The sequence below is a fragment of the Bradyrhizobium sp. 170 genome, from assembly GCF_023101085.1.
Classification (GTDB): Bacteria; Pseudomonadota; Alphaproteobacteria; order Rhizobiales; family Xanthobacteraceae; genus Bradyrhizobium.
In genome coordinates this window covers 5,396,016-5,416,769 of the sequence record NZ_CP064703.1, presented here as the reverse complement: position 1 = coordinate 5,416,769, position 20,754 = coordinate 5,396,016, and the positions used below count along the sequence as shown (strand labels likewise).

General features: G+C 63.0%; 20 protein-coding genes and 1 pseudogene. 7 read left to right on the top strand and 14 right to left on the bottom strand.

Annotation, left to right across the window (positions count from 1 at the left end):
- Positions 1–86: 86 nt before the first annotated feature.
- Positions 87–920 (bottom strand): annotated as a pseudogene (locus tag IVB05_RS25285) (hydantoinase/oxoprolinase family protein); the annotation flags it as partial.
- A 319-nt stretch (positions 921–1,239) separates the two neighbouring features.
- Here IVB05_RS25285 and pyrC point away from each other — a divergent pair.
- Both pyrC and dusA read left to right on the top strand, forming a co-directional pair.
- Positions 1,240–2,334 (top strand): dihydroorotase, encoded by a 1,095-nt coding sequence (gene pyrC, locus IVB05_RS25280; protein WP_247778636.1) that lies wholly within the window; start codon positions 1,240–1,242, stop codon positions 2,332–2,334.
- A 337-nt stretch (positions 2,335–2,671) separates the two neighbouring features.
- The gene (gene dusA / locus IVB05_RS25275; RefSeq protein ID WP_256473450.1) at positions 2,672–3,670 is read left to right on the top strand and encodes a tRNA dihydrouridine(20/20a) synthase DusA; all 999 of its coding nucleotides are present in this window, start codon (positions 2,672–2,674) and stop codon (positions 3,668–3,670) included.
- Here dusA and IVB05_RS25270 read toward each other — a convergent pair.
- The 6 genes from IVB05_RS25270 to IVB05_RS25245 form a co-directional block, all read right to left on the bottom strand.
- Positions 3,667–4,563, bottom strand: coding sequence for an intradiol ring-cleavage dioxygenase (locus IVB05_RS25270; RefSeq protein WP_247778633.1), 897 nt, complete (start codon positions 4,561–4,563; stop codon positions 3,667–3,669). The genes dusA and IVB05_RS25270 overlap by 4 nt on opposite strands.
- Positions 4,564–4,576: 13 nt before the next feature.
- Positions 4,577–5,650, bottom strand: a complete 1,074-nt coding sequence (locus IVB05_RS25265; protein WP_247778632.1) for a maleylacetate reductase — start codon at positions 5,648–5,650, stop codon at positions 4,577–4,579.
- A gap of 71 nt (positions 5,651–5,721) precedes the next feature.
- Entirely contained in the window at positions 5,722–7,098 is a 1,377-nt protein-coding gene (locus IVB05_RS25260; protein ID WP_247778631.1) for an MFS transporter, read from the bottom strand.
- A 44-nt stretch (positions 7,099–7,142) separates the two neighbouring features.
- The gene (locus tag IVB05_RS25255; protein WP_247778630.1) at positions 7,143–8,168 is read right to left on the bottom strand and encodes an amidohydrolase family protein; all 1,026 of its coding nucleotides are present in this window, start codon (positions 8,166–8,168) and stop codon (positions 7,143–7,145) included.
- 40 nt (positions 8,169–8,208) lie between these two features.
- Positions 8,209–9,441, bottom strand: coding sequence for an acyl-CoA dehydrogenase family protein (locus IVB05_RS25250; protein ID WP_247778629.1), 1,233 nt, complete (start codon positions 9,439–9,441; stop codon positions 8,209–8,211).
- A 75-nt stretch (positions 9,442–9,516) separates the two neighbouring features.
- Complete coding sequence (locus IVB05_RS25245; RefSeq protein WP_247778628.1) at positions 9,517–10,035, bottom strand: flavin reductase family protein; 519 nt, start codon at positions 10,033–10,035, stop codon at positions 9,517–9,519.
- A gap of 174 nt (positions 10,036–10,209) precedes the next feature.
- Here IVB05_RS25245 and IVB05_RS25240 point away from each other — a divergent pair, with 174 nt between their 5' ends.
- Positions 10,210–10,692 (top strand): MarR family winged helix-turn-helix transcriptional regulator, encoded by a 483-nt coding sequence (locus IVB05_RS25240; protein ID WP_247778627.1) that lies wholly within the window; start codon positions 10,210–10,212, stop codon positions 10,690–10,692.
- Positions 10,693–10,756: 64 nt separating this feature from the next.
- Here IVB05_RS25240 and IVB05_RS25235 read toward each other — a convergent pair whose 3' ends face one another.
- The 3 genes from IVB05_RS25235 to IVB05_RS25225 form a co-directional block, all read right to left on the bottom strand.
- A complete protein-coding gene (locus tag IVB05_RS25235; protein ID WP_247778626.1) occupies positions 10,757–11,200 on the bottom strand; it encodes a DoxX family protein in 444 nt (147 codons plus the stop codon).
- A 13-nt stretch (positions 11,201–11,213) separates the two neighbouring features.
- Positions 11,214–12,722, bottom strand: coding sequence for an alpha/beta hydrolase domain-containing protein (locus IVB05_RS25230; protein ID WP_247778624.1), 1,509 nt, complete (start codon positions 12,720–12,722; stop codon positions 11,214–11,216).
- Between the two features lie 331 nt (positions 12,723–13,053).
- The gene (locus tag IVB05_RS25225) at positions 13,054–13,248 is read right to left on the bottom strand and encodes a hypothetical protein (protein ID WP_247778623.1); all 195 of its coding nucleotides are present in this window, start codon (positions 13,246–13,248) and stop codon (positions 13,054–13,056) included.
- Between the two features lie 132 nt (positions 13,249–13,380).
- On the opposite strand from IVB05_RS25225, the gene IVB05_RS25220 reads away from it, so the two are divergent.
- Positions 13,381–13,770, top strand: coding sequence for an MAPEG family protein (locus IVB05_RS25220; protein ID WP_247778622.1), 390 nt, complete (start codon positions 13,381–13,383; stop codon positions 13,768–13,770).
- Positions 13,771–13,892: 122 nt separating this feature from the next.
- Here IVB05_RS25220 and IVB05_RS25215 read toward each other — a convergent pair whose 3' ends face one another.
- The 4 genes from IVB05_RS25215 to IVB05_RS25200 form a co-directional block, all read right to left on the bottom strand.
- Positions 13,893–14,444, bottom strand: coding sequence for a TIGR02281 family clan AA aspartic protease (locus IVB05_RS25215; protein ID WP_247778621.1), 552 nt, complete (start codon positions 14,442–14,444; stop codon positions 13,893–13,895).
- Between the two features lie 40 nt (positions 14,445–14,484).
- Complete coding sequence (locus IVB05_RS25210; protein WP_247778619.1) at positions 14,485–14,688, bottom strand: DUF1289 domain-containing protein; 204 nt, start codon at positions 14,686–14,688, stop codon at positions 14,485–14,487.
- A gap of 44 nt (positions 14,689–14,732) precedes the next feature.
- A complete protein-coding gene (locus IVB05_RS25205; protein ID WP_247778618.1) occupies positions 14,733–16,337 on the bottom strand; it encodes a HAMP domain-containing sensor histidine kinase in 1,605 nt (534 codons plus the stop codon).
- 200 nt (positions 16,338–16,537) lie between these two features.
- On the bottom strand, positions 16,538–17,410 hold the full coding sequence (locus tag IVB05_RS25200) for an NAD(P)-dependent oxidoreductase (protein WP_247778617.1): 873 nt from the start codon (positions 17,408–17,410) through the stop codon (positions 16,538–16,540).
- A gap of 172 nt (positions 17,411–17,582) precedes the next feature.
- On the opposite strand from IVB05_RS25200, the gene IVB05_RS25195 reads away from it, so the two are divergent.
- The 3 genes from IVB05_RS25195 (at position 17,583) to IVB05_RS25185 (ending at position 20,613) form a co-directional block, all read left to right on the top strand.
- Entirely contained in the window at positions 17,583–18,020 is a 438-nt protein-coding gene (locus IVB05_RS25195) for a VOC family protein (RefSeq protein WP_247778616.1), read from the top strand.
- A 177-nt stretch (positions 18,021–18,197) separates the two neighbouring features.
- Entirely contained in the window at positions 18,198–19,343 is a 1,146-nt protein-coding gene (locus IVB05_RS25190; RefSeq protein ID WP_247778615.1) for an Mrp/NBP35 family ATP-binding protein, read from the top strand.
- Between the two features lie 181 nt (positions 19,344–19,524).
- Positions 19,525–20,613 (top strand): TRAP transporter substrate-binding protein, encoded by a 1,089-nt coding sequence (locus IVB05_RS25185; RefSeq protein ID WP_247778614.1) that lies wholly within the window; start codon positions 19,525–19,527, stop codon positions 20,611–20,613.
- Positions 20,614–20,754 lie beyond the last annotated feature (141 nt).

Sequence of the window (20,754 nt, the reverse complement as noted above, 5' to 3'; positions counted from 1 at the left end):
GAAGCGGCGAACGCCAACATATTAGCTCTGCCAATCCCGGCCGTCGAAAGAGGAACGGGTGCAGGCAGTATCGATCTGAACCATGCCTAAGCTACCTCCCGACTGGCCTCGATCCGGTTGAGCGCACCGGCAACACGGACGCGGACGCGCAGTGAATTGCCTGGCAGGTAGGCGATCGGCATATCCTCGATCTCAATAGTCCTCAGGCTGGCGGGATCCGCGCCGGCGTTGATAGCCTTGCGTTCAGCGATTTCCAACGCCGCGGCAATGGCTTCGTCGCGTGTGAGATCGCGGAAGACTTGGTCGGCCTCACCGCTGACGCGGGCAATCGCTGCGCCGACTGCATTAGCGCAATCACCGAAGGGGACCCGGATGATCTGCGAAACGCCGGCCAGCGCTTCGGGTACCAGGAAGGCGCCGCCGCCTACGGCAATCAGCGGCGCGTCGCCGGCCTCGGTCTTCATGCGGTCGATATTTTCTTCGAGTTGCCGCGTGGCGTCGGTGAGCGCCGCGGCGATCATATCCTTCGAGATCGACGCGACGCGGGAGCGATCGCCAACATCGAGCAGCCCGGCGGCGGCCGCGATATCGGTCGCGGTCAACTGTTCGCCACCGAAGACAAGCGCATCCTGCGTCAGACGGTAGCCAACGCTGAGCGGGCCCATCTTCGCCGACACGGGATCGATATGGCTGCCGCCACCGAGGCCGATCGACAGGAGGTCCGGCATGCGGAACAGCGTGCGCACACCGCCGATCTCGACGACCGCATTGGCCTCACGCGGAAACCCATGGCGCAATTGGCCAATGTCGCTTGTCGTGCCGCCGACGTCCACGACCAGGGCGTCTTCGAGTCCGGACAGATGGGCCGCGCCGCGCATCGAGTTGGTCGCCCCGGAGGCAAAGCTCATCACGGGGAAGGCGACGCCTGGACGGGTCAGCTTGTGAGCCGTTTCCTCAATGATCAGCGGATTGCAGTCCGCGAACTCTTCGAGCTCGATGCACCCGAGACCATTGTCATCCTCGTTGCCGAGGGTGTAGGTGTGTCGCTGCTGCCGAACTGGGGGATCGCGCCCCCTTTCGGCCGGGATATTTCCGTGTGTGCGATCGAGGATCCCAGATATGCACGCGCTGTCGGAATCCTGGGTAATCGCGGGGCCGCCGCGGCCTTGATTGATGTCTTTACATCGACGGTCGCGGCGAGCGCGCGAACATGAGTTTCGGTGCAGTGGAGGATGCCTTATGACGCTTGATTCCCTTTTCGACGCCTCTGCGGAGTCCAAGAAACGCAAGGTGGACAGTATCAGGATTCGCCGGCCTGACGATTGGCACGTTCATCTGCGCGATGGCGCGATGCTGCGGGCGATTCTACCCTTCACCGCCGCGCAGTTTGCCCGCGGCATCATCATGCCCAATCTCGTACCGCCGGTGACCACGGCGGCCGCGGCCGCAGCCTATCGCTCCCGCATCCTGGCGGCACGGCCGGTTGGCAACGATTTCGAGCCGCTGATGACCTGCTATCTGACCGACACAACATCGCCCGACGAGATCCAGAAAGGGCATTCGGAAGGTGTTTGGGTTGCCGCAAAATACTATCCGGCCGGCGCCACCACAAATGCCCATCACGGCGTCACGAGCATCAGCAGAATTAGGCCAGTGCTCGAACGCATGGAGCGGATCGGCATGCCTCTGCTCATCCACGGTGAAGCGACCGATCCGGCGGTCGATATCTTCGATCGCGAGGCGCTGTTTCTGGAACAGACTCTGCTGCCGCTGTTGCGGGATCATCAGGAATTGAAAGCCGTCGTCGAGCACGTCACGCCCCAGGAAGCTGTCGACGTCGTCCGGGCGCACGGGTCGCGCATCGCGGGCACGATCACGCCGCATCATCTCGTCATCAACCGTACCTCGCTCTTTCAGGGAGGGCTGCGCCCGCATTTGTATTGCCTGCCGGTCGCCAAGCGTGAACATCATCGTCTGGCGTTACGTCGGGCAGCAACCTCCGGCGATCCGTGTTTCTTCATCGGCACCGATACTGCACCGCATCTTTCCAAGGCGAAGGAGGCTGCTTGCGGCTGTGCCGGCGTGTTTGTCGGCGCGACCGCGTTGCAGACCTATGCGCAGGTCTTCGACGAAGAGATCGCCCTTGATCGGCTCGAGGCGTTTGCATCGTTGAATGGCGCTCGATTTTACGGCCTCCCGGCCAACACCGGCACGATCGAGCTCAAGCGCCGCGCGGCGGCCGCGCCGTTGGCTGTCCGGGTGGATAGCGATGAGGTGATGGTGTTTCGCGGTGGCGAGAGCATGCCGTGGTCGCTCGGTGAGGTGAGGCCGTGACGCTTGCAGATCGGGGTTGGCGCTTCACTCAACAGTTGCGATCCTGGCGAGAGCGCTGTTACCGACCGCCGTCGTTAAATTGACTGAATGGCCTCAAAATCCAGGATAGCCGAATAGAATTGGAGGAGCGCCGGGTCGTGGAGAACGAAGAGCCGGGATTTCCCGATCGGAACGTCCCAGCAATCCATGGTCCGCCGGATGTTCGCATTTGAGCAACGCGGATTTCGTTGCGGAGCATGTGTACACCGGGAGGTCAAAATGGGTACCAACGTGTGCAATTTCGTCTATTTTGGAGTGCACACGTCCGCTGTTCACTCCATTGAGAAAGTAAGCTAAACTGTTGAAATATCAAGGCTATCGATTTTCCGTTGCCCCCATGATGGATTGGACCGACCGGCATTGCCGCGTCTTCCACCGTCTGATGACGCGGCGGAGCCGGCTTTACACGGAGATGCTGACGACCGGCGCCATTATTCATGGCGACCGCAGGCGGCTGCTCGGCTTCGATCCGAGCGAGCATCCCGTGGCCCTTCAGCTCGGCGGTTCCGATCCCGGCGATCTCGCCACCGCTGCGAAGATCGGCGAGGATTTCGGCTACGATGAAATCAATCTCAATGTCGGCTGTCCCTCCGACCGGGTGAAGGACGGCCGCTTCGGCGCCTGCCTGATGGCGGAGCCGGCGCTGGTTGCCGACGGCGTTGCGGCCATGAAGCGCGCGGTCAACATTCCCGTCACCGTCAAATGCCGGATCGGCATCGACGATCAGGATCCGGAAGTCGCGCTCGATGTGCTGGCGCGCAGTGTGGTCGCGGCCGGTGCCGACGCGCTGATCGTGCATGCTCGAAAAGCCTGGCTCAACGGTTTGTCACCGAAGGAAAATCGCGACATCCCACCGCTCGATTACGACAGGGTCTACCGGCTGAAGGCTGCACTGCCCGATGTTCCCATCATCATCAATGGCGGCATCGGCAGCATTGCGGAGGCGAAACGGCATCTCGACCATGTCGACGGCGTGATGCTGGGACGGGCGGCCTATCAGGAGCCGTGGCGTTTGCTCGACGTCGATCCGGAATTGTTCGGCGAGGCGGCGCCATACGCCACCATGAAGGACGTCTTCGAAGCGATGTTTCCCTACATCGAAGACCAGTTGGCGCAGGGCGCACGGCTGCATTCGATGACACGGCATTTCGTCGGCGCGTTTCACGGCGTGCCCGGCGCGCGTGCCTTCCGCCGCCATCTGGCGGAGAGGGGCGTCAGGCCGGGCGCCGGCGTCGACGTGCTGCGCGATGCGATCGAGTTGGTCGAGGACCGCGCAGCGGCGCTGGTCGCGGCTTAAGCGGCGCGCTCTCCGGAACGGCGAGCTTCCGAACTCGCTTTCAGTCCGAAATCGTAGTTCAGGTGATAATAAGACTGCGTCATCTCGCGGCTATCGGCGGCCGTTCCGGCCGGCATGCCGGCGAACTGCCGGATCAGGCTGTCCTTGACGCCGAAGACGACATCCGAATCCAGGTATTGATCGCCGGCGGCGAACACATGCGTCACCAGTGTCTGGCATCCCGGCGCGGCAATCATGAAATGGACGTGCGCCGGGCGCCACGGGTGGCGGCCCTGCGCCTCGAGCATCTTGCCGACTGGACCGTCATGGGGGATCGGATAGGCAGCCGGTTTGATCGACCAGAACCAGAACTGGCCGTTCTCATCGGTGCGAAACCGCGCGCGCATCGCAAGATCGCCGATCTCATCGAGCTGCTGAACGTCGTAATAGCCATCATTGTCCGAATGCCAGACGTCCACCACGGCGCCGGCGAGCGGCTTGCCGCCAGCCGCCGATACCGTGCCGGTGACCAAGAGCGGCGCGCCCTCCATGGTGCCGGAGATGTCCGCGCCCAGCGGATGCTCGGGCGCGCGCTGTACGTAAAACGGTCCGAGCACGGTCGTCTCGGTCGCGCCCTCCGGTGTCCGATGGTTGATGGCATCGACCAGCATGGAGACGCCGAGCGTATCGGACAGCAGGATGAATTCCTGCCGCTTGTCGTCGCACATCTGCCCGGTGCGGGTCAGGAAATCGATGCCGGCCTCCCATTCCGCCTGCGTCGGCTCGATCTCCCTGACGAAGGCATGCAGATGGCGCACGAGCGCCTCGCTGACCTGGCGGACGCGATCGTCCTTCGCAGCCCTGACGCGCTGCAAGACGGCGTCGGTGATCGTGGCTTCGTCAAAGCTGCGCATGTTGATGTTCTCTTCAGATCGTGGGGCTGGTTTGCGGAGTGTCTCCGCGCCAGGCCCGCGCGATCAGTTCGCGGATCGCCTCTCGCTCGATCGGGCGCGGATTCCAGTACGGGTTCTTCACGGCGAGGTCGGCGGCCTGGTCGATGCCGCTCTCGGGCATGCCGATCTCGCGCAGCGATGCCGGCGCGGCAAGCTTTAGCGCCAGATCGTGGAGGCCGAGCGCGGCGTCGGGCACGCCGAGCGCGGCGGCGATACGCGTCATCGCTTCAGGCGCGGCGGGCGCGTTGTAGGCGAGGGCGTGCGGGAGAATGACGGTGTGGGTTTCCGCGTGCGGCAGGCTGAACGACCCGCCCAGCGTATGGCAGAGCTTGTGATGCAGCGCCATGCCGACGGCGCCGAGGCAGATGCCGCAGAGCCAGGCGCCATAGAGCGCATCGGTGCGCGCGGTCTTGTCGTTTGGCTGGTCGCAAATTATTGGCAGCGCATTCGCGAGCGTGCCAATGCCCTCCTGCGCCATCAGCGATATCACGGGGTTGCGATCCCGCGCGTAGAGCGCCTCGACCGCGTGCGCGATGGCGTTGATGCCTGATGTCGCGGAAAGTTCCGCCGGCATCGTCATGGTGAGGTCGACATCGTAGATGACGGTCTCGGGCAGGATTTTCGGGCTCGACTGCGTGGTCTTGACCCCGCCGCTGGTCTGGCCGACGACAGACGTCATCTCCGAGCCGGCGTAGCTGGTCGGCAGCACTATTTGCGGCAGGTCGGTGCGCAAGGCGATCGCCTTGCCGAGGCCCGTGGTCGAACCGCCGCCGAGCGAGACGATGCAATCGGCCCGCACGTCGTGCACGGTTTGCATCGCCCGTTCGGTCACCTCGACGGGCGTGTGCATGACCGCCCCGGTGAAGACGCCGGCGAAACGCTCGCCGATCATATCCCGGATGCCGGCCACCAGCGCATTCTGTCGCGGGGTAGCCAGCACCAGCGCGCGGGACACCCCGAGCCGGGTCAATTCGTCCGGCAGTTGACGCAGCGTGCCGGTGCCGAACACCACGCGCATCGGCGCGCTCTGGTACACGAAGTCTTGCATGGTCGCTCCCTGCGGACGGAATGGCCGGCTCCGTAATCCGGAACCGGACGTTTCCGCGTTGACACCTCACCTCAAGAGGCGGGCTGTGCAACCTTGCGCAAGCCGGCAACCTGTTCAAGGTTGCCCGAAGGTACGCCCGCCGGCCGCCGTGCCAACAGGATAATTGCGCCGGCCGCAATCGCCGATACGCCGATCGACAGGAACATCGGCGTAGGGCTCTGGTAATATTGCTGAAGCGCACCGGCGACAAACGGTCCGAGAATGGCGCCGACCCGCGCGACCCCGAGTTCCATTCCAACCGCGGTGGCGCGCACGCCGGTCTCGTAGGATGCCGCGGTGAAATTGTTCAGCACGAACTGCGCGCCGATGATGAAGAAGCCGGCCGCGGCGACGGAGGTGATGTTGACGATGTGGTCGTTCAGCACCACGAGCGACAACACCGCGACACCGCCGATAGCCCACCAGGTCGCGATCAGCCCGCGGCTACTGCCGGACTTGTCGACGAGATGCCCGAGCACGAGGGCGCCGACGAACGACATGATCTGCATCAGCGCGCCGAAGCCGAAGCTTGCCGCAAAGGTTTCTCCGCGCTGCATCATCACGGTCGGAATCCAGCCCGACAGGCCGAAGATACAGAACAGGCTGAGGAACGCCGACGCCCAGATTGCAAACGTGGTCCGGCGATATTTGGCCTGCAGCAGCACCGCCACCGAGTTGACCGGCTTTTCAGACTGCCCAACCGGAAATTCGGCGGACTTGTAGACACTGGCTCGCTCGGGCCGAAGCTTGCTGAGCATGTCGCGGATTTCGTCGACACGGCCCTGCAAGGCAAGAAACTTGGGCGATTCCGGCAGCATCATGTGCATGAAGGGTAGCAGCAGGAATGACAGCGACCCGATCCAGTACAACGACGTCCAGCCGAAGGCCGGCGTCGCAAACACGCCCGCGACACCGGCGAGCGTCCCGCCGAGCGCCCAGCCGAGCGCGACGCCCCACAGCGCGAACGTGTTCGCAATGCGTCGCGGCGCCAGTTCGTTAATGTACGTCGTCGCCAAAGGCAGCAGCACGCCGAGACCGATGCCGGTCAGTAGCCGCAGGATGCAGAACGACAGAAACGAATCCGCCGACGTCGCCGTGAGCAGCGTAAAGATGCTGGTGATCCACAGGCCGCCGAGCAGGGTGCCGCGGCGGCCGAGACGGTCGGCGATGATGCCGTGGATCGCAGCGCCGAGCAGAAATCCGACTAGCCCGCTGGAGATTAGTAGTCCAGCCTGGCCGGCCTGAAGGCCCCACGGTTTTGCGACGTAATGGATGACGTAAGCCGGATTGAACGTGTCATATCCGTCAAACAGCGTGAGCAGTCCCATCATGGCGCCGAGGCGCCAGTGAAACTTCCCCACCTTTGCTTCGGCGAGTTCTTCGTGAAGATCGATTGTCTGCGTGCTCATGGTCGTTCCCCTCCCAAGAAGATGATCGTGTGGTGTGAGACCGCTTATTCCGCGGCTTGATGGATGCTCGGTTCGGCCACAGCGGATTGGCCGAGATCGAGCTTGAACAGGTCGATCGCATTGCGCCGGCCGATCTTCAAGCGGTCGTTCTCGCTGATGCTGGCGCTGTTGAACCAGTCGGAGGCGTGATCGACGTTTTCGAACGGCCAGTCGACCGAGAACAGAAGACGGTCCGCTCCGATCTCAAGGATGGAATCGATCAGCGTTTGCGTCCTGAAATTGCCTGACGTGGTCAGGAAGAAGTTGGCGTTGAAGTACTCGCAGATCTTCTTCTTCGCCTTGTGCTTCGGCGGCGCCTTGACCCAGCCGTTGCGATGATCCACGCGCCACATGCTGTAGGGCAGACCTTCGCCCATGTGACCGAGGATGATCTTGAGCTTCGGATAAGCATCGAACAGTCCCGATCCCATCAGGCGCAGCGCATGAACGGCGGTCTCCTGTCCGAACGCCCAGGTCGGGCCCATCAGCCACGGATGCCCTTCGTAAATCGCGCAGTCCTCCGGCAACGGATTGCGCGGATGCAGGTAGAAGGGCAGGCCGGTCTTCTCGACCGCCGCCCAGAACGGCCAGTACTGCGGCAGGTCGTAATAGACCGGCCGTTTGCCGTCGCCGATCTGCGAGAAGCCGTTGACCAGTGCGCCGCGGAAGCCGAGCGTCTGGATGCAGCGCTCGAGTTCCTTGATCGCGAGATCCGGATCCTGCATCGGCAGTGCGGCGAAGGCCTGAAACCGCGACGGCCGCTTTGCGACCTGTTCGGCAAGGAAATCGTTGGCGCGTATCGCGATCTCGTTGGCGCGCGCGACATCGGGAATGGCCTGCACCGCGGGTGCGTTCAACGACAGGATCATCATCTCGACGCCGTGCCGGTCCATCTCGGCCAGCCGCTTGTCCTGAATATCCAGGAGGCGATCCTTCAGCTCCGGCCAATACGAGTCCGGGACGAAGCCCGCCGAATCCATCAGCGTGTCCGGAATGGCGAAATGTTCCTCTAGTGCGATCTTGCCCTGCATGATGTCCTCGCTGATATCTAATGTTGATTGGTATTGGCCCTTAATATTGCCCTTGCGGCGTCAGCCCGAGCGCAAGCTGCCCGTACATGGTTCCGACGGCATCCCAGTTCATGCTGATATGGCGGCCGACCGCATTGGCGTCGCGCCAGGCGCGCTGCACCGGATTGGAAAGATCGAGGCCGAGGCCGCCGGTCGATGCGTTCAACGCTTCGGTGGCGCGAATAGCCAGTGCGACCGAAAACGCCTGGCCGCGGCGGCTGACGATGCGATCCTCGATCGAGATCGGCTTGCCGTCGCGGATCGTCGCCGCACGATCCCTTAAGTCGCGCAGCAGCACTTCGCGGGCCGCATCGGCTGAGGCGGTCGCTTCTGCAACGCGCAACTGGATGGTCGGGAAATCCGCCATGCGATTGTTGTGGCCGGCCACCGCGCCGCGGGTGATCCGCCTGGAGGTGACGGCCAGATAGTCTTCCAACGCGCCGGCCGCCGCGCCGACCGCGGCCGATGCCAGGCAGGAGGGGATGTTCGACAGCATCGGGATCGCGAAGGTGGGGTTGGCGGCATAGAGTGCAGCGCCCGGCGTCTTTCCCGATGTGGTATCGGCGAATGACAGCAGGCGGTGCGCCGGCACGAACACGTCATTCAGCACGAGCGTCTTGCTACCGGTGCCGCTGAGGCCGACGACATTCCAGGTGTCGTCGATGACGTAGTCGGAAGCGGGGACCAGCAGGAAGGCCGGCGCAAACTGGCCGCTCTCGGTCTTCGACGGCAGCAGCGCCGCGCACAGCGACCATTGCGCGTTGTCGCAGCCGCTGGCAAACGACCAGCGTCCGGTGAGGCGATAGCCGCCGTCGACCTCGATCGCCTTGGCCGCCGGCGCGTAGGAGCCGCAGGCCACCGCGTCGGAATTGCTGTCCCAGACGTCGCGCTGCGCGGCTTCCGGAAAGCCCGCGATCAGCCATTGATGGGCCGCGAGCAGGCCGCCGACCCATGCCGTCGAGGCGCAGCTTTTCGCAAGCTCGATGTTCAGTTCGACCAGCACGTCGAAATCGTGCTCGTAGCCGCCGAACGTCGCCGGCTTGACGATGTCGAAATAGCCGATGTTGCGCAGGGCTGTGATGTTCTCTTCGGGAACGCGGCCGGCCTTTTCCGTGGTGTGGGCGCGCGCCTTGATCTGCGGCGCGATCTGCGCCACGCGACTGCGCAGCTCGGCAATATCAGGACGAAGCGACGGTGACGCCGGCACGTCCTTCAACTGGGCGACTGATACCATTGGTTTGCTCCGTGTCTTCGATTGGTTGAAAGGCGATCAGGTGGCGGTCGCGGTTCACGCCGCCCCGGGTGCAGTTCATGCAGCCTGGCTGTCGTGCGGCACCGAGAAGCAGTAGGTCGCATCCTGGTAGATCAGCGGCTCGATCGGATCGCGCACGTTCACGACCTCGGCTTCGCCGATGAAGATCGTGTGCGTGCCGTAGGGCACGGCGGCCGCCTTCTTGCAGAAGATGTTGATCTGCGCGTCAGCGAGGTAGGTGACGCCCTCGGCCGAAGTCTTCCAGTCGCCGAGCCCGAACCGTTCCTCGGCCGGGAGCGCGCCGCTGAAGGCGGATGAAAGCGGAACCTGATCGCGGCGCAGCACGTTGACGCAAAACCGGCGCGCCAGCAGCATGATGTCATGCAGCAGCGTTGCCTGGTTGATGCAAACGATCAGGGAAGGGGGATCGAGCGACAGCGACGTCACGGCGGTCGCCGTCATCCCGTGCCGGCGATCCTGGTCGGACGAGGTGATGACCGACACCGCCGCGGGAAATCGCCGCAACGCGCGCTTGAATGTTTCCCGCAATTCGTCGGATGCCGAATCCAGCGACATGGTTTCCTCCACTGAAATCCCGCTCTTGTCCGGCGGCTTAACTTTCTCGGACAATAATTGCATTTGCAAATATTCGTCAATAGAAATTTTCAAATGCAACAATTGCCTTGAAAAGCGATCGGTGTCCGGTTATTGGAGGATTACAAAAGTTGCACCAAGGCAGGACGCAAGAGCTTGTACAGGCTGACAAATTCCTTTCCCTACCTGCTCAACCGCGTCGGCGTGCAGATGGGTGAGCTGTTTTCCAGGCGCATTGCCGGCTACGGCGTGACCCTGCCGATGTATCGCGTGATGGCCGCGCTTTGGGAAAGTGGCGATCAGCGGCTCGGCGATCTCGCTGCGATGACGACGATCGAGATATCGACGTTGTCGCGGTTGGTGGGTGAGATGAAGCGGCGCGGCCTCGTCACGCGCGCGCGGCTGAAGGACAACGGCCGCACCGTTGCGATCAACCTCACGCCGAAGGGGCGGACACTGGTCGAAGAGTTGATCCCGATCGCCATCCACTTCGAGGAGGTTGCGGTGCGCGATTTCCCGTCGAAGAACATTTCAGACCTGAAGACAATTCTGGCAGAGATCTACGAGAGCCTGAAGTCGCTCGAACCCGAGATCGAGGAAGCGAACAAGGCGCGCAAGGCGGCAAAGTCAAAAGGCTGAATTCTCCGCGGATGCTCGCGGAGATGCAGTCGGACGCGGGATGCGTCCGCCGCTTTCCGTCCTTCTAGGCAAGACTGGTGTTCGACGAATCCGCTTGTCGCCGCTTGCCGAGAAGTGCGTCGAGCGAATACGCGCCGGCCCCGACGCCTGCAATGATGATGAACGCTCCCGCCAGTCCGACGTTCTTCATGAAATGGATGTACTGGCCGAAGCGCGCGGCGCCTTCCAGTCCCCAGAAGCCGTGGAACGCGATCGTGACGATGATCGTGTACAGGACCAGGCCGATGGCCGCGGCCCTAGTGTAGTAACCGACGGCGATGCACAGCGCGCCGATCAATTCAGCCGCGGCCGCGACCAATGCCAGTGCCGCCGGAAACGGAAGTCCCTTGCCGCCGATCATCGCCGCCGTCTGGTCGAGAGCTCCGAATTTTCCGATCGCGCTCGTGGTGTAGAGTGCAATCAGGGCAAGACGTCCGACGAGGAGCGTCCAATCCGCGGTCTTGTTCATCTGGCCTTCCCCATTACGGCTGAAATTGTTTGTAGGCGGCTTCGATGGTTTCCGCGGCGTCGAGGCCGAGGATGTAACCGGCGGCAAGATTCTTCATCGTGGTCTCGACGACGCCGCGAACATAGGCGTTTGCGTTCGGGTAACGCGCTTTCAGCTCGTCATCGCCATAGAAGCGGTGGTGGCCGCCGTTGCGGCAGAAGCCGGGGCCTTTGTTGAGGTAGCCCAGATTGAATGCGGTTGGAAAAGCGTACTCGGCGAGCTGGATGCCGCCAAAGGTGCGCCCGTTTTCGTCGTGTCGCAGAAGCATGCCGCCGGCGTCGCGCTCGAGAGGCCTGCTCGTTGGCGCCGCGAGCCCGCCGCCGGCCCAGGCGTTGACATGGTCGAAGGCCGCGTTCAGCACCTTGTGCATGGGGACCGCGCTCCACAGCGGCGCGTAGGTGCAGCCCTTGATCAGATCCTGGATGGTGGCGACCGGCGTGCCGTCGCGCGCTTTCAATCCCATATCCCGGGTCGTTATGGCGTCGACATACTGCATGTCCCAGAAACTCAAGTGCGACGTTCCCGCCACTTCCCAGCGGCGCGTGGTCGGACTATCGGCGACCGCCTTGCGTCCATCGCTCCAGACTTCGGCGCCGACAGATATGAGCTTCGTGGGGTTGTCCGCGCGCAGCAGGTGCCAGGTGCTTTCGCCGCCGATGTCGGTGTAGCCCGGGTCGTAGAACACCATGCCGTCGACGACGCGGTGCAGCGGGTCGATCGAGTTGTAGTACTGGGTCAGCCGCCGGCCGGCCTGCGACTCCCCGGTTGCGATGACACGCCTGGCCTTCATGCCCGGCAGCACATCGACCGATCCGGGCTCTCGGATGGCCGCGATCGCTTGCGAAAAAATATCCCAGCACAGCACGTCGCCGGTGTTGAGCGGATCGGGCGGGGTGGTGTTCGGGGCCGAAACGTTGAGGTCGCCGTATCGGGCCGGGCTCCAAATCTTCAGCCGCTCGACGCCCGCGCGCTGCGCCGAAATGCTGACGACGGCATATCCATTGCGGATAAAGTATTCGCGCGATGTGGCCCAGTTGAAGTCGATGTCCTGACCCAGCGTGACGTTGTACCATTCCGCGATGACGGTCCCATTGAATTTGGCCGGATCCGCCGGTCGCCGGATGATCATGCGCGTCTTGTACTCGTAGCTGCCGTCGGCCGCGGCCGCGTTGTTCATCGGATCGGGAAATGTGTATCGCCGGGCTGTTCCCGTGACGTAGTACTCCTCCTCGACATATCCCTTCTTCGAAAGGTCTTCCGGAGACGCGGCAAACGCCTTGGTGCCGGGGACGGAAGCGAGCTGGAATTGCGCTGATGTCACCTTGGCCGCGCCGAGTCCATCCGGGCTGCCACCCATGGCCTGTCCTGTGCACCACGCGAGCAGCAGGCCTGCTACCCCGACCGGCTTCACCGCGATGGAATGTAATTTCCTGAAGAGGCTGAATGCTTCGCGCACGTCACCGGATGCTGAATTCAGCAACATGGTTTTCCCCCTGAATGGCGCGCTCTTTTGGCGGCTTCAATTTCAGGAACAATAGTTGCGTTTACAAATGATAGTCAATGGAAAATTTTTAGATGCAACAATTGCTTTGAAAAACGTTGGCTCGCCAGCGATTGTCAGGCTTGCAAAAGTTGCGTGCTGTTGGATCGCAAGGCCTTGTCCGTCCGGTCCGATGGAATGCGTGGGCCGCTGTCATTTTCGCGATTGCACCAAACCGCTGTCGCGGTAGAGCACGACGGCTCGATGCCCGCGCGCAGGGAAGTGGTTCCGCTGCCCGGCGGCAGATCGCCCCGGGGCGAGCTCCGCCAGGCCTTTAGCTGCGCACTGCGGCGCGGAAGCCGACGACGCTCAACGCGCCCGCCACGGCGACGGCAATCCAGCTCGCCCAGAACGGCACATCCACGCCATTCAAGGTGACCGACCACCCCATCACAATCCGGATCAACTGCAGAAGTGCGATCAGCGCAAAGATGGCGGCGGCAAGCGTGCAAAAGGTTCTTATGGTCATTGCCCATCTCCGATGGCCCACGAGGAGGTACTCGTCCCTCGCATCCAAAATGGGGAGGGACCGGCCCGGTGGCCACTCCCCTTGAGCAGGGAAGTGGCTTAGATCGTAGGCATCATCCCAGCCGAGGCAATCATGACAGCCGATCTGTGGGCATTAGTTGCGGCCATGCTGTTGGCCGTCGTTCAGCTTACCCTATCCAGTGTGCTGACACTCCGGCAGCTTGGCGGTGCTTGGGTCGCAGGGCCTCGTGACGAATCGCGCGAGGTTACAGGTCTAAGCGGGCGCTTTGTTCGGGCGCACCGTAATCTGCTTGAGATATTTCCGCAGTTCGTCGCCGCACTGTTCCTGGTGCATGCAGCTCATGCCGCTGGATCACTGTCGACAATTGGCGCCTGGTTGTTCGTCATCGCCCGGCTGCTTTATGTTCCCGCCTACGCCTTCGGCCCTGTGGGGCTACGGCCAATCTGTTGGCTCGCCGCACAGGTGGGGATTTTCGTGATCGTGGCCGACTTGTTTGTTTGAATACACGGGACAAACTGGGTCGACGTACCGCGTGCGGTGATTGGCCCATCGCGTCGATATCGGCATGTCTTGCGCCGCTCCTTGGAGGCTAAGCGGACATGATCAATTCATGAGTCCACGCCTTAGTTCGCCGCCGCGCGGCGCTTGCTCCGGCCTGCGACGTCGGGATAGCCGTGCAGCATCACCTTGTCGGCCTGCACGCCCCAGCTCTCCAGGCGATCCAGAAAGCTCATGCCGAGCAGGTTGGTCTTCATCTGCCCGCGCGGCACCACCAGCGCCGGCACCGATTTCTCGACGAGCCCGCCTACCGCGAGACGATCGAGCGTCAGCCGTGCCGCCTTGGTGTGCCCGCCCGCGGTTTCGACGTCGACATTGTATTCGAGCATCTCGATCGGCAGGCCGATCGCCTTCGCCGTCTCCCAGGTCAGCACCACCGACGTCGCGCCGGTGTCGATCACCATCGGCGCCTTGACGCCGTTGATCTTGGCATGCAGCGCGAATTCGCCGGCCTTGCCGCGGGCGATCTGCACGGCGGGCGCCGGCTCCAGGCTGCGTTGCCGCAGCATTTTCGTGACCGAGCTGCTGGCGCGCGCGATCTGGTCCGGATCGCCATAGGCGACGACGGCGCCGGCGGTGGCGGCGAGCATCGCCAGAACGAGCATGATGCGGATCACAGCGCGCCTCCGCCGGTTCGTCCCAAGATTCGTCCGGGGATCAGCCGTGCTCGGTGCGCGGCGGCATCTGTACGAGGCCGGCCTCCGCCATGCGCGCCGCGAGCCCGTCCATGACGGCCAATCGCTCCGCGGTCTCCATGCGGTGCCAGCGTGCGATCTCCGGCAACGTTCGTCCGCAGCCGAAGCAGAGTTTGGTCTTGGGGTCCATCATACAGACTGCGATACACGGCGTTTCTTTGCTCATTTAGCGATAGTGAAATGGTTGCGTCCGTTGCGCAAGCGCTCCAGCTACAACCCTGTTCCTGCACTCATGATCGGTTTGTGACGCGCCCGCCGCTTGTCGTCGGCGGTCGCTGTGACGGTGGGGTCCGGTTGCAGGGGCGGGGCCTCCTCGGCCATCGGCGCCAGCGCGCTCATCACGCGCTCCGGCGGGAAGGTGACGATGACTTCGGTGCCGATGCGCAATTTCGATTTCAGCGTGAAGGTGCCGCCATGCATGTCGATCAGGCTCTTTGCGATCGGAAGGCCCAGCCCCGCGCCCTGTTCGGCCGACTTGATCGAGTTGGAGCCCTGGCCGAAGGAAGCCAGCACTATCGGGATTTCATCCTCGGCAATGCCGGAGCCGGTGTCCTTGACGCTGAGATATTGCCCGCCGGAAGCGGTCCAGCCGACCTTGAGCCAGATATCGCCGCCCTGCGGGGTGAACTTGATCGAGTTGGACAACAGGTTGAGCACGATCTGGCGCGTAGCGCGCTCGTCGCCCCAGATCCTGGGCATGCCGTGCTCGAACACCTCGTGGATGGTGATGCCGCGGCTGGTCGCGCGCAGCTTCAACAGATGGTGGCAGTCGGCAACGACGTGAACCAGCGACACCGCTTCCTCGTTCAGCTCATAGCGGCCGGCCTCGATCCGCGACAGATCGAGAATCTCGTTGATGAGGTTGAGCAGGTGAACGCCCGAATTATGGATGTCGGCGGAATATTCCTTGTACACCGCCACCGCATGCGCGCCGAAAATTTCGCTCTTCATCACCTCGGAGAAGCCGAGGATCGCGTTCAGCGGCGTTCGCAGCTCATGGCTCATCTGCGCCAGAAAGCGCGACTTGGCGACGTTGGCTGATTCGGCGCGGTGCCGCGCTTCGTCCGAGATCGCCTTGGCCTGTTCGAGCTCGCCGATCAGTGCGTCCTTTTCGGCGCGCGCTTCGAGCGTCGCCAGCGTCGTCGAATGGAGCTGATGGGCGAGCAGGGCGAAATAGGCTTCGGCGGCGACCGCAAGCAGCGCGAGCGCGTAATTGTCGAAGGTTCCGCCCATGATGAAATTGAGCGCGATCGCCGCCGTCACCGGCGCGGTCGCCGCCATCGCGGCAATGGGGAGCGTCGCCGCCAGCATGCTCGACACCGCGATCACCAGCAGCATCAGGAACATCATCATCGTGTTCGAGACGACGTCGAGGCCGGCCGGATGCAGCAGGATCGCCGTCCAGCTCAGGCCGTAGAGCAGGTCGAGCAGCACGAACCGGGTTTGCCACCTGCGCGTGGCGGCGAGCGAGGGCTGCTCGCCGAGGAAGCGCCAGCAATTGCGAATGATGGCGGCATGGATGCAGAGCATGCCGACGGTCCAGACCGCGGCCGGCACGACGGCCTTCCAGAGCCCGAACAGCACGCCGGTCGCAACCACCAGCAGCATGACGACAAAGGAGGCCGAGACCCGGGTCTGGGCGTATTGCCGGAGCAATTCGGTATCGAACGCCGGGCGGGTGCCGCTTGATGACGTTAACCGGTCCCGCGCCTCGCGCACCCGCTGCGCCGCCACGCGCCGGGTGTTGACCGGCGCTGTGACCGGCGCTTCTGCCGGAAGCTGGACAACCTCAGGCTTTTCTGCGGGGTTACTCATCGAACAACACAAATCCTGCCCACGAACCGCGCGGGCTTTTGCATTGTCTATCTGTGGCCCTAAATCATTAAGCGATGACTTAAAGAGCTAAAAATATTCGTTAGCGGGAAGTTAAAATTAACCTGTTCCCCAAACGGAACCCCGCTTCTGACGGGACAAGAAGCGGGGTCCGTTCGCCGATCTTAACCGGCTTTTTTAACTCACCGCTCCAGCCGGGCCATCAGGCTCGACGTATCCCAGCGCTTGCCGCCCATCTTCTCGACCTCGGCGTAGAACTGATCGACCAAAGCGGTCACCGGCAGGTTGGCGCCGTTGCGGCGGGCCTCGGCGATGCAGATCGAGAGGTCCTTGCGCATCCATTCGACCGCAAAACCGAAATCGAACTTGCCCTCGTTCATGGCCTTGTAGCGGTTCTCCATCTGCCAGGACTGCGCCGCGCCCTTCGAGATGGTCTCGATCACGGCCGTAACGTCCAGCCCCGACTTCTTTGCGAAATGAAGGCCCTCGGACAGGCCCTGGACCAGGCCCGCGATGCAGATCTGGTTGACCATCTTGGTGAGCTGGCCGGCGCCGGCGGGCCCGAGCAGTTTGCACATCCGCGCGTAGGAGCCGGCGATGATCGGCTCGGCCGCAGCATAGGCATCTTCCTTGCCGCCGCACATCACCGTCAGCACGCCGTTTTCCGCACCCGCCTGACCGCCGGACACCGGCGCGTCGATGAACTTGAAGCCTGTCTTGGTGGCGGCGGCGTCGAGCTCGCGAGCCACCTCGGCGGAGGCGGTGGTGTGATCGACGAATACGGCGCCCTTTTTCATGCCGGCGAAGGCGCCCTCAGTGCCGAGCGTGACCGCGCGCAGATCATTGTCGTTGCCGACGCAGCACATCACGAAATCCTGGCCTTCGGCCGCGGCCTTCGGCGTCGGCGCGGCGCGGCCGCCGAACTTGTCCGCCCATTCCTTCGCCTTGGCCCCGGTCCGGTTGTACACGGTCACCTCGTGGCCGCCTTTTTTCACCAGATGTCCTGCCATGGGGAAACCCATGACGCCGAGACCGAGAAAAGCGACTTTAGCCATATGCAATACCTTAGAGTTCGCCGGCGACCTTGGACGGGCCGGACGTTGTTTTGGAGGGAGCCGCACCATACCCCCTGCGCAGGGGAGGGCAACGCCTTCGTTTGGCGGGTAAGCCAGGATTTGTGCTAGGATAGGACCCTCAAGAACCTCACAAAAAAGGGAGTGACATCGCATGGGCGTCAGCGTGGGCGTGCTCGACCATTTCAACATCCGGACCCGCAATCTTGCCGACACGGTCCGGTTCTATGAAGACGTTCTGGGCCTGGAAAAGGGCGCCCGGCCCAACTTCGCCTTCCCCGGGGCGTGGATGTACAGCGAGGGCAAGGCGGTGGTGCACCTCGTCGATATCTCAAAGACCGAGGAACCGCAGAAGCCAGATTCCGGCGTCGTCCACCATGTCGCGTTTGCCAGCTACGGCTTCGACGGCATGAAGCGGCGGCTGGAGCAGAACGGCATGGCGTACGACTCCCGGCAGGTGCCGGGCGGCGACCTCTGGCAGATCTTCGTCAATGACCCCAACGGCGTCATGATCGAGTTGAACTACGAGGCTGCCAAGGAGCAGGGCGTCGCGGCGCCGGCCGAGCGGCGGGACGACGTCGGAGCGAGGTAGCCTTTTGCGCTGAACCGCTCTATGGGTCGCATCGGACTGACGTAGCGGTTTCTGAACGAACCTCCGCTTCTGGGATATGCTCCGAGGCGGATCGGGTCACGTCGAGAAAGCGCGTCAATACAAGAGAGTAGAGCCCGGTTCTTACTCAGGACCGAAAGGGCTTCAGGAGATGCGCGAGTGAGCGTTACGCAGCAACAGGTTCTGGATTCCCTTGGCCGGGTGGCGTCGCCGCGTGGCGTGCCCTTGACCAATGCCAACGTGCTGTCGGCGATCTCGGTCACCGACGGCAAGGTGTTCTTCTCCATCAATGTCGACGCCGCGGAGGCTCGCGCCTGGGAAAGCGTGCGCGCGCAGGCCGAGGCCGCCGTGCGCGCGATTCCCGGCGTCACCGCCGCGATGATCGCGCTGACGGCCGAGCGCAAGCCCGGCTCGCCGCCACCGGCGCCTGCGCCGCATCGCCATGCGCATTCACATCCTCCCGGCGTGCAGCCGGTCGCCGCGCACCGCCCGCCGCAAGGCGGGGCATCGCCGATGTCGAAGCAGGCGGAGATCCCGGGCGTTGCTGCCGTCATCGCGGTGGCCTCGGGCAAGGGCGGCGTCGGCAAGTCGACCACCGCGCTCAACCTGGCGCTGGGTCTGCGCGACCTGGGCCTGCGCGTCGGCCTGCTCGATGCCGACATTTACGGCCCGTCGGTGCCGCGGCTGACCGGCATCAACGAGAAGCCGCAACTCGACGACAACAGGAAGATGATTCCGATTCAGCGTTTCGGTCTTTCCATCATGTCGATCGGTTTTCTGGTCGAGGAAGACACCGCGATGATCTGGCGCGGGCCGATGGTGATGTCGGCGATTACCCAGATGCTGCGCGACGTGGCGTGGGGCACGCTCGATATTCTGGTCGTCGACATGCCGCCCGGCACGGGCGATGCGCAATTGACGCTGGCGCAGAATGTGCCGCTGAAGGGAGCGGTGATCATCTCGACCCCGCAGGATCTCTCGCTGATCGACGCGCGGCGAGGGCTCGCGATGTTCAAGAAGGTCAACGTGCCGGTGCTCGGCATCGTCGAGAACATGAGCTACTTCCAGTGCCCCGAATGCGGCACGCGCTCGGATATTTTCGGTCATGGCGGCGCGCGGCATGAAGCGGAGCGGCTGGGTGTCCCGTTCCTGGGCGAGATCCCGCTGCACATGTCGATCAGGACCACCTCCGATGACGGTAACCCGGTGGTGGCGAGCGATCCGGACGGTCCGCATGCCGCGATCTACCGGGCTATCGGGACCAGGGTTCGCGACCAGCTTCAGGGCGCTATCGCCGCGGCCTGAGGCCCTTATCCGTCCCCCTAAGACTTTGGTTTAATCAGTGCAGTCATGCCTTTGTCGCGTTTTCGATAGCCAACTTCCGTGTTAAAGCCGCCCCGCCAGAGCGCCCCGGATGACGTGGAATTCGCCCCGCCGGAGGACAGCTCGAGGAATATGGGAAACGACCCGTCGTAAGGAGACTTGAATGAAGCGTCGTGATTTTTTGAAGGTTTCAGCGGCCGGTGCTGCCGCGACAGCCGTTGCCTCGCCGGCGATCGCGCAATCGTCGCCTGAGATCAAATGGCGCCTGACGTCGAGCTTTCCGAAGTCGCTCGACACCATCTATGGCGGTGCTGAACAGGTATCGAAATACGTCGCTGAAATGACCGACAACAAGTTTCAGATCCAGGTGTTCGCGGCTGGCGAGATCGTCCCCGGCCTGCAGGCGTTGGACGCGACGTCCAACAACACCGTCGAGATGTGCCATACCGTCTCGTACTATTACGTCGGCAAGGACCCGACCTTTGCGATCTACGCCTCGGTCCCGTTCGGCCTCAACGCGCGCCAGGCGAACTCCTGGTGGTATCAGGGCGGCGGTGAGGCACTCGGCAACGAGTTCTTCAAGAAGTTCGGCGTGATCGGCTTCGCCTGCGGCAATACCGGGGCGCAGATGGGCGGCTGGTTCCGCAAGGAGATCAAGACGGTCGCCGATCTCTCGGGCCTCAAGATGCGCATTGGCGGCATCGCCGGACAGGTCTTTCAGAAGGTCGGCGTGGTGCCGCAGCAGCTCGCGGGCGGTGACATCTACCCGGCGCTCGAAAAGGGCACCATCGATGCGGCCGAGTGGGTCGGTCCGTATGACGACGAAAAGCTCGGCTTCCAGAAGGTCGCAAAATACTACTACTACCCGGGCTTCTGGGAAGGCGGCCCGATGGTCCACGCCTTCTGCAATCTTGAAAAGTGGAATTCGCTGCCGAAGAACTATCAGGCGATCCTGACCAACGCGACGGCCAACGCCAATAGCTGGATGAATGCACGTTACGACATGCAGAACCCGTCCGCGCTGAAGCGCCTGGTGGCGGGCGGCACGCAACTGCGTCCGTTCACCAACGAAGTGCTGGAAGCCTGCCTGAAGTCGACCAACGAGCTGTGGGCCGAAATCTCCGGCAAGAATGCCGACTTCAAGAAGTCGATCGATGCGATGCAGGCCTACCGCTCCGACCAGTATCTGTGGTGGCAGGTTGCCGAATACACCTATGACAGCTTCATGATCCGCTCGCGCACCCGCGGCTGATTACGTCTTAAGTCGTAGAAAGCAGCCCGGCCTTCGCGAGAAGGCCGGGCTTTTTCGTTTACCCCGTATAGTTCGGGATGGAAATCGGGAACCGGTTGTTCCATGGTGGCTATGAAGGCCTCGCCAAGAAGGCCACGGCAC

Excerpts from the sequence above, each read along its gene's own strand:
- IVB05_RS25200 (WP_247778617.1), bottom strand. The coding sequence starts at position 17,410 with ATGGCTAAAGTCGCTTTTCTCGGTCTCGGCGTCATGGGTTTCCCCATG.
- IVB05_RS25185 (WP_247778614.1), top strand. The coding sequence starts at position 19,525 with ATGAAGCGTCGTGATTTTTTGAAGGTTTCAGCGGCCGGTGCTGCCGCG.
- IVB05_RS25205 (WP_247778618.1), bottom strand. The coding sequence starts at position 16,337 with ATGAGTAACCCCGCAGAAAAGCCTGAGGTTGTCCAGCTTCCGGCAGAA.
- IVB05_RS25245 (WP_247778628.1), bottom strand. The coding sequence starts at position 10,035 with ATGTCGCTGGATTCGGCATCCGACGAATTGCGGGAAACATTCAAGCGC.
- IVB05_RS25270 (WP_247778633.1), bottom strand. The coding sequence starts at position 4,563 with ATGCGCAGCTTTGACGAAGCCACGATCACCGACGCCGTCTTGCAGCGC.
- IVB05_RS25255 (WP_247778630.1), bottom strand. The coding sequence starts at position 8,168 with ATGCAGGGCAAGATCGCACTAGAGGAACATTTCGCCATTCCGGACACG.
- IVB05_RS25265 (WP_247778632.1), bottom strand. The coding sequence starts at position 5,650 with ATGCAAGACTTCGTGTACCAGAGCGCGCCGATGCGCGTGGTGTTCGGC.
- IVB05_RS25230 (WP_247778624.1), bottom strand. The coding sequence starts at position 12,722 with ATGTTGCTGAATTCAGCATCCGGTGACGTGCGCGAAGCATTCAGCCTC.
- IVB05_RS25210 (WP_247778619.1), bottom strand. The coding sequence starts at position 14,688 with ATGAGCAAAGAAACGCCGTGTATCGCAGTCTGTATGATGGACCCCAAG.
- IVB05_RS25235 (WP_247778626.1), bottom strand. The coding sequence starts at position 11,200 with ATGAACAAGACCGCGGATTGGACGCTCCTCGTCGGACGTCTTGCCCTG.
- pyrC (WP_247778636.1), top strand. The coding sequence starts at position 1,240 with ATGACGCTTGATTCCCTTTTCGACGCCTCTGCGGAGTCCAAGAAACGC.
- IVB05_RS25220 (WP_247778622.1), top strand. The coding sequence starts at position 13,381 with ATGACAGCCGATCTGTGGGCATTAGTTGCGGCCATGCTGTTGGCCGTC.
- IVB05_RS25225 (WP_247778623.1), bottom strand. The coding sequence starts at position 13,248 with ATGACCATAAGAACCTTTTGCACGCTTGCCGCCGCCATCTTTGCGCTG.
- IVB05_RS25195 (WP_247778616.1), top strand. The coding sequence starts at position 17,583 with ATGGGCGTCAGCGTGGGCGTGCTCGACCATTTCAACATCCGGACCCGC.
- IVB05_RS25250 (WP_247778629.1), bottom strand. The coding sequence starts at position 9,441 with ATGGTATCAGTCGCCCAGTTGAAGGACGTGCCGGCGTCACCGTCGCTT.
- IVB05_RS25260 (WP_247778631.1), bottom strand. The coding sequence starts at position 7,098 with ATGAGCACGCAGACAATCGATCTTCACGAAGAACTCGCCGAAGCAAAG.